We start from the raw sequence: 13714 nt of genomic DNA, 5'->3' as shown, positions 1-13714 counted from the left end.
ATATAAAAAGACAACAATTTAAATAGTTTAAAATAGAACAATTTACGAATATAACCATAAGCATTCTTAAGAATATAAAAAGGTATATTTTTAGAATGAAAATCTTAAAAGGAGCATAAAATGAAGCTCTTCAAACACATTAATGTGTGACACTGGAAGGTAAAAAAATGCCTTATGATCAAAAGGAGGAAACAAAATGAAAGTACCATATAATTGGCTTAAAGATTATGTTGATATAAATGTAAGCCCTAAAGAATTAGGAGATAAGTTAACTTTGACAGGTTCACAATTAGAGGAACTTATTATTCAAGGGGATGTAATTGAAAATGTAGTTACAGGAAAAATTACAAAGATTGAAAAGCATCCTGATGCAGATAAATTAAGCATATGTCAAGTTAATATAGGAAGTGAAGAAATACAAATAGTTACAGCAGCAACTAATATGAAGGAACAAGATGTTGTACCAGTTGCACTTCATGGTTCTACTTTGGCTGATGGAACAAAAATTAAAAAAGGTAAGCTTAGAGGGGTAGTATCTAATGGTATGTTCTGTTCAGAAGAAGAATTAGGTACAGCTGGAGATGAGCCAGTTCATGGATTAATGATTTTACCTGGTGATACTAAACTTGGAGCTGATATTAAAGAAATCTTAGGCTTAAATAAAGCTATTTTAGATTTTGAAATAACTTCAAACAGACCAGACTGCTTAAGTATGGTCGGTATGGCTAGAGAAACAGCAGCAGCTCTTAGAACAACTTATAAGATGCCAAGTTTCAAATATGAAGCAAAAGCTAATAAGAATATAAATGAAGAATTAACTGTTGAAGTAAAAGATGATCTTTGCAATAGATACATGGCTAGAGGAATTAAAAATGTTAAAGTTCAGCCATCGCCAGGCTGGATGCAGGAAAGACTTCTTGAAGCAGGCGTTAGACCTATTAACAATATAGTTGATATAACAAACTTTGTTATGCTTGAAATTGGTGAACCAATGCATGCTTTTGATAAGAGAGAAATTACTACTAATAAAATAGTGGTTGAAAGAGCAGAGGATAAAGAAAAGTTCACTACATTGGATGAAGTGGAAAGAGAATTAGATAATTCAACTCTTTGTATTAAAGACGGAAATAAGACAATTGGTCTTGCAGGAATAATGGGTGGATTAAATTCAGAAATAAAAGAAGATACTACAGAAGTTATTTTTGAATGTGCAAACTTTGATGGTACTAATATAAGAGTAAACTCAAAGAAATTAAATTTAAGAACAGAAGCTTCTGGAAGATTTGAAAAAGATATAGATCCTAATTTAGCAGAACTTGCATTAAACAGAGCATGTAGCCTTGTATGTGAATTAAATGCAGGAGAAGTTATGGAAGGTACTATAGATGTTTATAACAACAAAAAAGAAGTATCAACTGTAATTGTAGATTCAAACTGGATTAACAAATTCCTTGGAACAGATCTTTCAAAAGAAGAAATGAAGAGATGTTTAGATAGTGTTGATTTGTTTACAGAAATAAATGGAGATATGCTAGCTGTAACGGCTTCAACTTTCAGAGTTGATATCGCAATTAGAGAAGATATAGCTGAAGAAGTTGCAAGAATTTACGGCTATGAAAAGATCCCTACAACAATCTTTAAGGTTTCTACAGAAAGAGAACCTAGATATAGAAAAGGTTTATTAGACAACAGAGTGGTATTACTTGCTACAGGAAGTGGATTAAATCAATCTATAAGTTACTCTTTCGTATCACCAAAGGTATTTGATAAAATTAATTTACCAGAAGACAGTGAACTTAGAAAAGTAGTTAAGATAAAGAACCCATTAGGTGAAGATTACAGCGTAATGAGAACATCAACTCTTCCTTCAATAATGGAGTCTCTTGGAAGAAATTACTCTAGAAATAATTCATATGTTAGATTGTTTGAAATGGGTAAAGTTTATATTCCAAATGAAGATGATACAACGCTTCCAACAGAAAAGAATGTTTTAACTATAGGTATGTATGGAGATTGTGATTATTTAGACCTTAAAGGCGTGGTTGAAAATATAATAGAAGGTCTTGGAATAAAAAATCCTAAATTTGAAAGAGAAAGCGAAAATGTAAGCTACCATCCAGGAAAAACAGCTAAGCTTATAATAGGTAGAAATAATGCTGGAACACTTGGAGAAGTTCATTTAGATGTTTCAGAAAACTATGGCATTGAAGTACCATGCTTTGCAGCTGAATTAGATTTAGATGTTTTATATGAAAGTTCAGATATGGATAAGAAATATAAAGCATTACCTAAATTCCCAGCAGTAACAAGAGATATTGCACTTCTTGTTGATGATAATTTATTGGTTCAAGAAATTGATGAAACAATTAAAAGAGCTGGTGGAAACCTGGTTGAAAAAGTAGAATTATTTGATATATATAAAGGAAAACAAATTCCAGAAGGCAAAAAGAGTATTGCTTATGCAATCTGGTATAGGGATGAAAATAAAACATTAACAGATAAAGACGTTAATAAAGTTCATGAGAAGATCTTAAAATCTCTAGAATATAAGCTTGGAGCTACATTAAGAGACTAATATAGATATCCAGCTTTGGATTTAGAATTATGTGATAACTTACCGAAATAACATACATTTTTATTCCACAGGACTTATGAAATTTTCGCTGTAAGTTTCTAAATGGGAGCATGCATCCATTTCTGCATGCTCCTAAAACATTTTTAGGACAAGCAATAAATGGAACAAGCTCCCATTAAGAAACTTAGAACAGCTCAATTTCAAATGCCTGTTCCATAAAAAATGTATGTTATTTCTGGTTAAGGCATACACATAAAATTAAGCAAATACATAATAGACACATCTATATTATAAATTAAGTGAAGAATTTGCTTATCTGTAGAGAAATAATTTATAGATTTAACTAAGATGTAGAATCGTATCTTTCAAAAAATTAATTATTTAATTTCGATAAGAAAGCAACGTTGTAATAAACTGATTATCTTGATGAAGGTAATAATAAATTTGTGATCCTTTCTCTTGTTTTACTAAATTATTTTAAATAGAATATCTTATTGCGCCAGTATGTGTTTTGGCAGCATTAATTGTTTTACCATAATACTCGAGCATTCTAATTTTAGGCTCGTCTTCTATTGTAAAAACTAAAATGTTATCAGTATCTACTATTAGTAGATTGCTTTTACATATGATATGCAATATATTTAAAGTATGCTGAATATGGAGGAACGTTGTATGGATAAAGAGAAATTCGGTGATTTTGTTTGTGATCTTAGAAAAGAAAAAGGCATGACTCAGCAGGAATTAGGAGATAAATTATATTAGCTTAATAATAGAACAATTTATATGAAAAGGTTGCTTCAAAAACATAAAAAGTATGTTTTTGAAGCATTTTTTGCTTTTTATAACATAATTATATACTTGGAGCTATGTTGGAAAACGATGAAATTTAACCTTAATATGAAAGTTTTTAATTATTTTGCGTATATGCATTAAAAAAAATTTTATTTTTTAGAAGGAAATAACGCGTTTATATAGAATAATATTAAGAAAGTGGTTAAAAGTGGAGTGAAGTGGCTTAAAAGTGGAGTGAAGATGCAATTTTTAAAGTAGGAGCTGAGAATGATGTTTATAGGGGAATATCAACATGCCCTAGATCCTAAAAATAGAATAATTGTTCCGGCTAAACTTAGAGATGGACTAGGTAATAAGTTTGTTATTACCAAGGGTCTTGATGGGTGCCTCTATGCATACCCACTTGAAGAATGGGAAATATTGGAGAATAAATTAAAAACTTTGCCTTTAACTAACAAAGATGCGAGAGCTTTTGTACGGTTCTTTTTTTCTGGAGCTTGTGAAATTGAATTAGACAAACAAGGAAGAGGATTAATTCCACAAAATTTAAAGGAATATGCAGGTATAGAAAAGGACATAGTAAGTATTGGAGTATTATCTAGAGTAGAAATATGGAGCAGAGAAAAGTGGAATGAATACAATGAATCAAGTATAGATTTTGATTCAATAGCAGAAAAAATGAATGATTTAGGAATATAAGGAGATTAAAAAATGGAATTTAAACATGTTTCAGTATTATTAAATGAATGTATAGAAGCTTTAGACATAAAGGAAAATGGTATTTATGTTGATTGTACATTAGGAGGTGCAGGGCATTCATCGCATATATTAAAACATATATCGCAGGATGGAATGCTGATTGGTATAGACCAAGACAAAGATGCGCTTGCTGCAGCTAAAGAAAAACTCAAAGAATTTGGAAACGTAAGATATGTTCATAGCAATTTTTACAATATAGATAGTGTTTTAAATGAACTAGATATTGACAAGGTAGATGGAATTTTAATGGATCTTGGAGTTTCATCGTATCAGCTTGATGAAGCATCAAGAGGCTTTAGTTACATGCAGGATGCACCATTAGATATGAGAATGAACAGAGATAATGATTTCTCAGCTTATGACATTGTAAATGATTATAGCGAAGAGGATTTATATAAAATAATAAAAAACTATGGTGAAGAAAGGTTTGCTAAAAGAATTGCAAATTTTATAGTTACTAGAAGAACGGAAAAGCCTATAGAGACAACTTTTGAATTAGTGGATCTCATTAAAGCAGCAATTCCAGCTAAAATGAGAAGAGAAGGACCTCATCCGGCTAAGAGGACTTTCCAGGCTATAAGAATAGAAGTAAATTCAGAACTAAAGATATTAAATAAAACAATAGAAGATGGTGTGAACAGGTTAAGCAAGGGTGGAAGAATGGCAATTATAACCTTCCATTCATTAGAAGATAGAATAGTCAAACTTAAATTTAGAGAATTGGAAAATCCATGTACATGTCCTAAAGAATTTCCGATTTGTATTTGTGGGAAAAAACCATTAGTTAAGAGTATATCAAAAAAAGGAATAGCTCCAACTGATAAAGAGATTGAAGAAAATCCAAGGAGTAGGAGCGCTAAGCTTAGGGTAATTGAGAAGGTATAATTATTATTATGTTATAAATGAGTTGGGATGTGAATAAATTGGCGAGAAGAGAATATGATTATATAAGAGGAAATACGGTATTAGCCCCAGAAAGAAAACGTAAAGTTGTAAGTAAACCAGATAAGAAATATAAGCAGATACAAAGAAAGAGAAAAATTGATAGTAAACTTCTATTAGAAAAAAAGCAGAGAGCAAATGATAGAAAGTATTTACTTACTATAGCAGGAATAATTGTTACATTAGGCTTTATAACTATTTCTGGAGATAACAAAGTTTATGATATTGAAAAAAGTTTGAATACTGTAAATTCTCAAATCAGTCAAACTGAAGAGGAAAATGAAGCACTAAAAGTAAAAATACTAAAGTATTCTTCCTTAAATAATGTGGAGACAAATGCAGAAAGCAAGCTGTCTATGTTTGTTCCAAGTAAAAATGACACAGTGAAAATTGACTTTTCACAAGATTATTTTAAGGATATAAAAACTAAAAGTTCTGAAAGCAATACAAAAGGGGAAGGCTTATTTTCTAAAATAATTAGTTTTATTAAATAATTCAATTAATTTTCTCTAAAAAACTGAAACATAAGATAGAAATAGTATTCTATGTACTAGAAAAGAACAAAGGTGAAAAGGTCATAAGAACTTTGAAAGCTTTTAACTAAAAGAAAGTACATGGAGGAAACAGGTATTGAAAAAGAAAAATTATAAAGATAGAGCAAAAATGCGTCAGAGGATGAGTATTACAGCTTTTACATTAACCTTGGTTTTTACAATATTAATTATTAGGCTTTCTTACATAATGATTGTTAAGAGGGCGGATTATTCTGCAAGAGCTGAAGAACAATGGACAAGTGAAGTAAAAATAGATGCTATAAGAGGAAGAATTTTAGACAGAAATGGAAAAGAACTTGCTGTATCTGCTAATGTTTATAGAGTAGATTTTGACTTAAACTCTATAAGAGCTTATTTAAAGAGGCCATTAAAATCTATTCCGAGTACAGAACTAGAACATATGAAAAGTGTGGGAATCCCAACCCCATCAGGTGATGATGGATTAACAACCGATGATATTGCACCTGTAATTGCAAATGCATTAAATATGGATGTAACAGAAATAAAAAAGGATCTAGAAACAAGACTTCCAAGTGGAGCAGCAGCGGGATCTGCTAAGGTTGTAAGAAGAATAGAAAAAGATCTAGCTGATAAAGTTAAAGCACTCAATATAAATGGAGTGTTAGTGTCTCCGGATACAAAAAGATATTATCCTAATAATAATTTCTTATCGCATGTACTTGGAAGTACAAATTCTGATGGTAAGGGCTTAACAGGAGTTGAACTTGAATATGACTCATATTTATCAGGAATTCCCGGAATGAAAATTGCCGAGCTTGATAAAAATAACAGAGATTTACCTTACACCATATCCCAGTTTACATCACCTATAAATGGTAAAGATGTTGAGCTTACAATAGATGAAAATATTCAAAGCTTTGCTGAGAAAATTGCCGAGCAGGCGTATGAAGATAATAAGGCTAAGGCGGTTTCAATATTGGTTATGGATCCTAAGACAGGAGAAATATTAGCTATGGTTAATAAACCTGATTTCAATCCGAATAATCCATATGAAGGCGCGGATAAATTTGAAGGAGCCAATGATAGTGATAAATTACAAAAAATGTGGAGAAATAGGCTGGTAAATGACACCTTTGAACCTGGATCAATATTCAAGGTGTTTACAGCAATAACTGGATTGGAAGAAAATGTTGTTAATAAAGATACACAATTTGTAGATAATGGCTCAATATCTGTTGGAGGAATTAATCCTAAATGCTGGAAGGCAGGAGGACATGGAGTTCAAAATTTTCCGGAGATTATAAAAAACTCATGTAATGTAGGATTTGTAGAATTAGGACAGATGATTGGGAAAGAAAAACTCAGTGCATCTATAAGTAAATTTGGTTTTGGAAAAGTAAGCGGAGTTGATTTGCCAGGTGAAGCACAAGGTATAGTTAAGCCACTTAATAAGATTTCAGATGCTGACCTTGCAACAATTGCATTTGGACAAACTAACACTGTTAATTCAGTTCAATATATGGCTGGATTTAATGCCATTGCAAATGGCGGAACCTTAATTCAACCACATGTAATGAAAGAGGTAAGCCACAATGATGAAAATAATGTAAATATTGTAGATGAAACTTTTAAACCTAAAACTACTACAGTTGCAAGCCCTGAAAAGACAGCAGAGCTTAGGTCTTATCTTGAAGGAGTTGTTACGGGTGGATCAGGCGCTGGCACTTTTATTGAGGGTTATCATATTGCAGGTAAGACAGGTACTGCCCAAAAGGTTATTAATGGAAGATATCAGGAAGGCAAGTATATTTCTTCTTTTGTTGGAATGGCGCCCTATAATGATCCTAAGGTTACTGTTATGATAACTATTGATGAACCTAGTAATGGACAATATTATGCAGCTCAAGTAGCAGTTCCATGTGCTAAGCCATTATTTACAGATATTTTTAGCTACTTAAATAGTAAATTTGCAGATGAAAATGAAGGACAAATTACTAGAGATGTGGTTATTCCAGAAGTTAGAAATATGAAGAAAGCAGATGCTGAAAAAGTATTAAAAGATGCAAAATTAGATTTTAATATTGATGGTGATGGGGAATCAGTAATGAGCATTACTCCATATCCGGGTTATTCAGTAAAAGAAGGCTCGAAAGTAAATCTCCATACAAACAGTGACGGTGCAGATAATAATGTTGTAATGCCGGATGTTAGAGGATATTCAAAAGAAGATGCTACGTCCTTGCTAAATAATCTTGGAATAACAGCTACTTTTGAAGGAAATGGAGCTGTTTCAGCTCAAGATATTTCATCGGGAGAAGTAATAACTAAAGGAACAACTGTTAAATTGACCTTGAGTTCAGACTATAAAGATTAATAAATATCTAATCAAAAACTTGATTTATTACTTGTAATTTTTAGCTTATGCTATAAAGGTTATAAGTGACAAAAGATAAGTGACAAGCTAAGGATGAATCTCCAAAACTTATTACTTGCCATTTGTCACTTGTAACTATATTTTGTTATCGCTTTAATTTATCAAAAAACATAGGCTGCAAGCCATAAATTTAGTTTATAAAATTAATATCTATAGTATGTGAGAATGCTTGCATACTAATATTTTTTAGCAGTAATTTCTTTGCAGGTTTAAATGTTTCTATAAAACTTTCAATAATTTTAAAAGTGAGAATGATTTTTATAGGTTTAATTGATTTTAATTCTAAAGAAGATAAATGGAGGAACGGAATTGAAGAAGAAAAAGTACGGTAATAAAGTAAAAACATGTCAGAGAACGAGGAGTATTGCTTTTGTACTAACAATAGTTTTTGCAATATTAATAATTAGACTTTCGTATATTATGGGAGTTAAAGGTGCGGATTACTCTAAGATGGCAGAAGAACAATGGACGAGTGAAGTAAAGATAGCTGCTCCAAGAGGAAGGATATTAGATAGAAATGGAAATGAACTTGCTGTATCTGCTAATGTTTATAGAGTAGATTTTGACTTAAATTCCTTGCGGGCATATTTAGAAAGGCCATTGAAATCTATTCCGAGTAAAGAACTTGATCATATGAAAAGTGTAGGGATACCAATTCCTTCAGGCAGTAATGGATTAACTACTGATGATATAGCGCCAGTAATAGCAAAGACCTTGAATATGGATGCATCTGAAATAAAAGCTGATTTAGAAAAGAAACTCCCAAGTGGTGCTAATGCAAGTTCCGTTACAGTAGTGCGTAAAATAGAAAAAGATATGGCAGACAAAGTTAAAGAACTTAATATAAATGGGATTGTAGTTTCAGCGGATGCGGAGAGATATTACCCTAATAATAACTTTTTATCACATGTTTTAGGAACTACTGATCCTGATGGAAAAGGGTTAAATGGAGTAGAGCTTCAATATAACTCTTATTTAACAGGAATTCCTGGAATGAAGATAGCAGAATTTGATAAAAATAATGGAGATTTACCTTATACAACTCCCGAGTATACAGCTCCTATAAATGGTAAAGATGTGACCTTAACTATTGATGAAACTATTCAAAGTTTTGCTGAAAAGATAGCGCAGCAGGCGTATGAAGAGAATAAAGCTAAAGCAGTTTCAATATTGGTTATGGACCCTAAAAGTGGGGAAGTTCTAGCTATGGTTAATAAGCCAGATTTTGATCCCAATAATCCATATAGTGGTTCAGACAAATTTGAGGGCTCAAATACTAGCGATAAGGTGCAGCAGATGTGGAGGAACAGGCTGGTGAGTGATACCTTTGAACCAGGATCTATATTTAAAGTATTCACTACTATATCTGGTCTGGAAAATAATGTGGTTAACAGAGATACACAATTTACAGATAATGGTTCGATATCAGTTGGAGGTATTACTGTAAAGGATGCAGAAGAAGGACTTGGAACTCAGAATTTGCTTCAAATATTTCAAAATTCATCAAATGTTGGATATGTAAAATTAGGACAAATGCTGGGTAAAGAAAAGTTATATGATACAATTAATAAATTTGGATTTGGAAAGCAAAGTGGAATTGATCTGCCGGGTGAGGCACCTGGTATTGTTAAGCCAATCGATAAGGTTTCAGAAGCAGACCTTGCAACGATATCATTTGGACAAACTAACACCATAAACTCGGTTCAATATATGGCCGCATTCAATGCTATAGCAAATGGAGGAACACTTATTCAGCCACATGTAATGAAAGAAGTAACTCATAACGATGATAATAATGTTAATATTATAGATGAAACTTTTAAGCCTAAAACTTCTACAGTTGCAAGTAAAGAAAAGACAGCAGAACTAAGAACTTATCTTGAAGGAGTTGTAACAGGAGGATCAGCAGCAGGGACGTTTATTGATGGATATCATATTGGCGGTAAAACTGGTACTGCTCAAAAAGTTGTCAATGGTAAGTATGGGGAAGGTAAATATATATCTTCGTTTGTTGGAATGGCTCCAGCTAGCGATCCTAAGGTTACTATTATGATAACAGTTGATGAACCTAGCAGCGATAAATATTATGCTGCGCAGGTAGCTGTACCATATGCAAAACCATTATTCACAGATATTTTTAACTATCTAAACAGTAAAGCTTCTACTGATGAGGAGAAAATTAGTAAAGATGTTATTATTCCAGAAGTTAGGAATATGAAAATTCAAGATGCAAAGAAAGCATTGGAAAATGTAGGCCTAGATTGCGATATTGATGGTGCTGGAGAAACCGTAGTAAATATGACTCCATATCCTGGATCTTCAGTTAAGGAAGGCTCAAAAATAACTCTTTACACAAGTGGTGATGCGACATATAATAATAATGTTGCGATGCCAGATGTTAGGGGATATACAAAAGACGATGCTACAACTTTATTGAAAAATCTTGGAATAACAGCTTCTTTTAAAGGAAGTGGGGCTGTTTCATCACAAGATATTTCAGTAGGCGAAGTTATTACTAAAGGAACAACTGTTAAATTAACCTTAAGCTCAGATTATAAGGATTAAAAAAGTGGTTATGAATTTTAAACTACAACAGCTTTATATAGAGAGAATTTAAAGTTGATTAGACAAATGATAAAATACTAGCATGTGGGAATGCTCGCATGCTATATTTTTTTAGCATATTAGTTTCTTAGGAAAATTCTGCATTGTTATAAAATATAAATTTCAGTGTAGACATAAGGCAAATTAGTTAGGAGAGATTCAATATGAATTTGAAAAATGTTTTAAAGGAAATAGACTATGAAGTAGTCCAGGGGAACATTGATGTAGAAATCAATAAAATTAATTATGATAGTAGAAAAGTTAAGAGCCTGGATGTTTTTGTGTGCATAAAAGGGTATGCAACAGATGGACATAAATATATTGATAAAGCAATTGAAAATGGAGCAAAGGTAGTAGTAATACAAGATAGTATAGAAATAAAGGATAAGGATATTATTATTATTAAATGCACTGACACTAGAAAAGCTTTGGCGCTTATGGGTGCAAACTATTATGATAATCCTAGTGATAAAATGAAGATAATTGGTATTACAGGTACTAATGGAAAAACTACTACAGCCTTTATGATAAAAGAAATTCTAGAAGCAGCCAATAAAAAGGTTGGACTAATTGGAACTATTGCTAATTTTATAGGTAAAGAAAAGATTCATACTGAACGAACAACTCCAGAATCTTTAGAATTACAAGAATTATTTTCTGATATGGTAAATAAAGGTGTAGAGTATTGTGTTATGGAGGTGTCTTCGCATTCTTTAGAGTTAGATAGAGTTTATGGAGTAAAATTTGAAATAGGAATCTTTACGAATTTAACAAGAGATCATTTGGATTTTCATAAGACCTTTGAAAATTATTATAATGCAAAATTTAAACTTTTCAAACGAGCTAGAATAAAAATTGTTAATGTTGACGATAATTACGGAGGAAGAGTAATTGAAGATTTGAATAAACTAAATGCTGATAAGATTTATTCATTCTCGGTAAAAGATAATTCGGACTTTAAAGCATTTGATGAAGTTATGGGAAGCAGAGAAATTATGTTTAAGCTTAAACTCGAAAAAGAGGAACAGTTTACCTTAAATATACCTGGCGAATATAACATATATAATGCATTAGGATCAATAGCAGCATGTTATAAATTAGGTATAAATGAAGAAGCAATAAAAAAAGGGATAGAAAATGTTGTTGTCTTAGGCAGATGTGAAAGAGTAGCTAAAGAATACAATTTACCTTATGAAATTATTATAGATTACGCTCATACACCAGATGGGCTTGAAAACATATTAAAAACTGCAAAAGGATTTACTAAAGGAAAGTTAATTTCTGTATTTGGATGTGGTGGAGACAGAGATACGGTGAAAAGGCCGCAAATGGGCAAAATATCAATTGATATTGCAGATATTTCAATAGTAACCTCAGATAACCCTAGAAGTGAAGAGCCTATGGGTATTATAAAAGATATTGAAGCTGGCCTTGATAAAGATAGTTATATAGTAATTGAAAATAGAAAAGAAGCAATAAAAAAAGCTATAAGTATTGCAGAAGCAGGTGATGTAATAGTTATTGCAGGAAAAGGTCATGAGACTTATCAAATTTTAAAAAATGAAACTATACATTTTGATGAAAGAGAAGTTGTTAAAGAAATACTTGATGAAGTTAATAGGTAAAATAAACTGCTGACTGTAAATTGTAAACTGTAAACTGAGCATAAGGGGTGTTAAACTTGGATTTAAATTTGGAAGAGATAATAAAAGCAGTAGATGGTGAGATTATAATTAAAAATAATGAAGGTTTGTTTAACAGGATCTCTACAGATACAAGGAAAATAGAAAAAGATAATTTATTTGTTGCATTAAAAGGTGGAAATTTTAATGGAAATGATTATGCTATACATGCGTTTGAAAAAGGTGCAGCAATAGTAGTAATCGATGAAGTGAAATTTGATTTTAAAGAATGCGATAATATAGGAACTGTTATTAAAGTTAAAGATACTAAAGCAGCGTTAAGTGATTTAGCAAGGTTTTATAGAAAAAAACTTGGAGTTAAAGTTGTTGGAATAACTGGATCCACAGGAAAGACATCAACAAAAGATTTGATTGCTGCATTTTTAAGCGGGAAATATAAAGTATTTAAGACTCAAGGAAATTTTAATAATGAAATAGGATTACCTCTTATGATATTTGAATTATCAAAAGAGATAGATATTGCTGTGCTTGAAATGGGGACGAGTAATTTTGGTGAAATAAACAGACTTGCAAGTGTCGCACTTCCAGATGTTGCTGCAATAACTAATATTGGAGTTGCACATATAGAATATTTGAAGACAAGGGAAAATATACTTAAAGAGAAGATGTGTATAAGTGATTTTTTTGAAAGTAAAAATTCTCTAATATTAAATTGTGAAAATGATATGCTTAAGACGGTAAAAGAATCAGATAAGTTTAAGCTCCAAAGAATAGGTTATGATGAAAGTTATGATGTCTATGCTAAGAACATCAAGTTAACATCAGAAGATACTTCTTTTGATGTAATAACAAAAGATAATGAAAGTCATAGATTTGCCTTAAATATGATTGGAGAGCATAATGTTCTTAATGCTCTTATAGGTATTCAAATAGCCAGAGATTTTGGACTTACCTTTGAAGAGATGGAAAAAGGTCTAAAGAATTTTAATGCAACTTCCATGAGGCTTGAATTTATAAAAAAGAATAGTTTTACAATAATAAATGATTCATATAATGCAAATCCTGACTCTATGAAAGCAGCACTTGAAGTTCTTAAGAATTATTCAGGAAATAAAAAAATTGCGGTTCTTGGAACAATGGGTGAGCTTGGAGATTATGCTACGGAAGCACATATAAAGGTTGGAGAATTTGCAAGAGGAAAAGCAGACATTTTATTGACTACAGGAAAATTTAAAGAGTGTTTTAAAAAGGGCTTTGAAGAAGGAACGATGATATTTGAAACTAAAAAAGAGCTAATGGAAAAATTAGTTGATTTAATTGAAGCAGACAGCACTATTTTAGTAAAGGCTTCTAGAAGTGAGAAATTTGAAGAAATAATTAAGTATATAGAAGAAGTAAAATAAAACGAAGGAGGTGACTTGCCTTAAGTTTGACATCTTAAAGAAATAAT

Annotated in this window: 8 protein-coding genes; all 8 read left to right on the top strand. The window is 31.5% G+C overall.

Features of this window, described 5'->3' with window-relative positions; all coding sequences use genetic code 11:
* Positions 1–196: 196 nt before the first annotated feature.
* The 8 genes from pheT (at position 197) to murF (ending at position 13667) form a co-directional block, all read left to right on the top strand.
* Entirely contained in the window at positions 197–2575 is a 2379-nt protein-coding gene (pheT, locus tag CLOBL_RS06095; protein WP_077858199.1) for a phenylalanine--tRNA ligase subunit beta, read from the top strand.
* Between the two features lie 1062 nt (positions 2576–3637).
* Positions 3638–4066, top strand: a complete 429-nt coding sequence (gene mraZ / locus CLOBL_RS06090) for a division/cell wall cluster transcriptional repressor MraZ (RefSeq protein ID WP_035301804.1) — start codon at positions 3638–3640, stop codon at positions 4064–4066.
* 12 nt (positions 4067–4078) lie between these two features.
* Positions 4079–5011, top strand: coding sequence for a 16S rRNA (cytosine(1402)-N(4))-methyltransferase RsmH (gene rsmH, locus CLOBL_RS06085; RefSeq protein ID WP_077858198.1), 933 nt, complete (start codon positions 4079–4081; stop codon positions 5009–5011).
* Between the two features lie 29 nt (positions 5012–5040).
* Entirely contained in the window at positions 5041–5562 is a 522-nt protein-coding gene (locus tag CLOBL_RS06080) for a cell division protein FtsL (RefSeq protein WP_242953789.1), read from the top strand.
* A gap of 136 nt (positions 5563–5698) precedes the next feature.
* Positions 5699–7957, top strand: coding sequence for a stage V sporulation protein D (locus tag CLOBL_RS06075; protein ID WP_077858196.1), 2259 nt, complete (start codon positions 5699–5701; stop codon positions 7955–7957).
* Positions 7958–8326: 369 nt separating this feature from the next.
* Positions 8327–10582 carry a stage V sporulation protein D gene (locus CLOBL_RS06070; protein WP_077858195.1) on the top strand — a complete coding sequence of 752 codons (2256 nt, stop codon included), beginning with the start codon at positions 8327–8329 and terminating at the stop codon, positions 10580–10582.
* A 203-nt stretch (positions 10583–10785) separates the two neighbouring features.
* A complete protein-coding gene (locus tag CLOBL_RS06065; RefSeq protein ID WP_077858194.1) occupies positions 10786–12246 on the top strand; it encodes a UDP-N-acetylmuramoyl-L-alanyl-D-glutamate--2,6-diaminopimelate ligase in 1461 nt (486 codons plus the stop codon).
* Between the two features lie 56 nt (positions 12247–12302).
* The gene (murF, locus tag CLOBL_RS06060; RefSeq protein WP_077858193.1) at positions 12303–13667 is read left to right on the top strand and encodes a UDP-N-acetylmuramoyl-tripeptide--D-alanyl-D-alanine ligase; all 1365 of its coding nucleotides are present in this window, start codon (positions 12303–12305) and stop codon (positions 13665–13667) included.
* Positions 13668–13714 lie beyond the last annotated feature (47 nt).

This window comes from Clostridium sp. BL-8 (assembly GCF_002006495.1).
In the GTDB taxonomy this organism is placed as follows: Bacteria; Bacillota; Clostridia; order Clostridiales; family Clostridiaceae; genus Clostridium.
This window is presented reverse-complemented; position numbering and strand designations above follow the sequence as displayed.

What these genes read in the sequence shown, in the direction of transcription:
- pheT (WP_077858199.1), top strand. Translation starts at nt 197, where the DNA reads ATGAAAGTACCATATAATTGGCTTAAAGATTATGTTGATATAAATGTA.
- mraZ (WP_035301804.1), top strand. Translation starts at nt 3,638, where the DNA reads ATGTTTATAGGGGAATATCAACATGCCCTAGATCCTAAAAATAGAATA.
- rsmH (WP_077858198.1), top strand. Translation starts at nt 4,079, where the DNA reads ATGGAATTTAAACATGTTTCAGTATTATTAAATGAATGTATAGAAGCT.
- CLOBL_RS06065 (WP_077858194.1), top strand. Translation starts at nt 10,786, where the DNA reads ATGAATTTGAAAAATGTTTTAAAGGAAATAGACTATGAAGTAGTCCAG.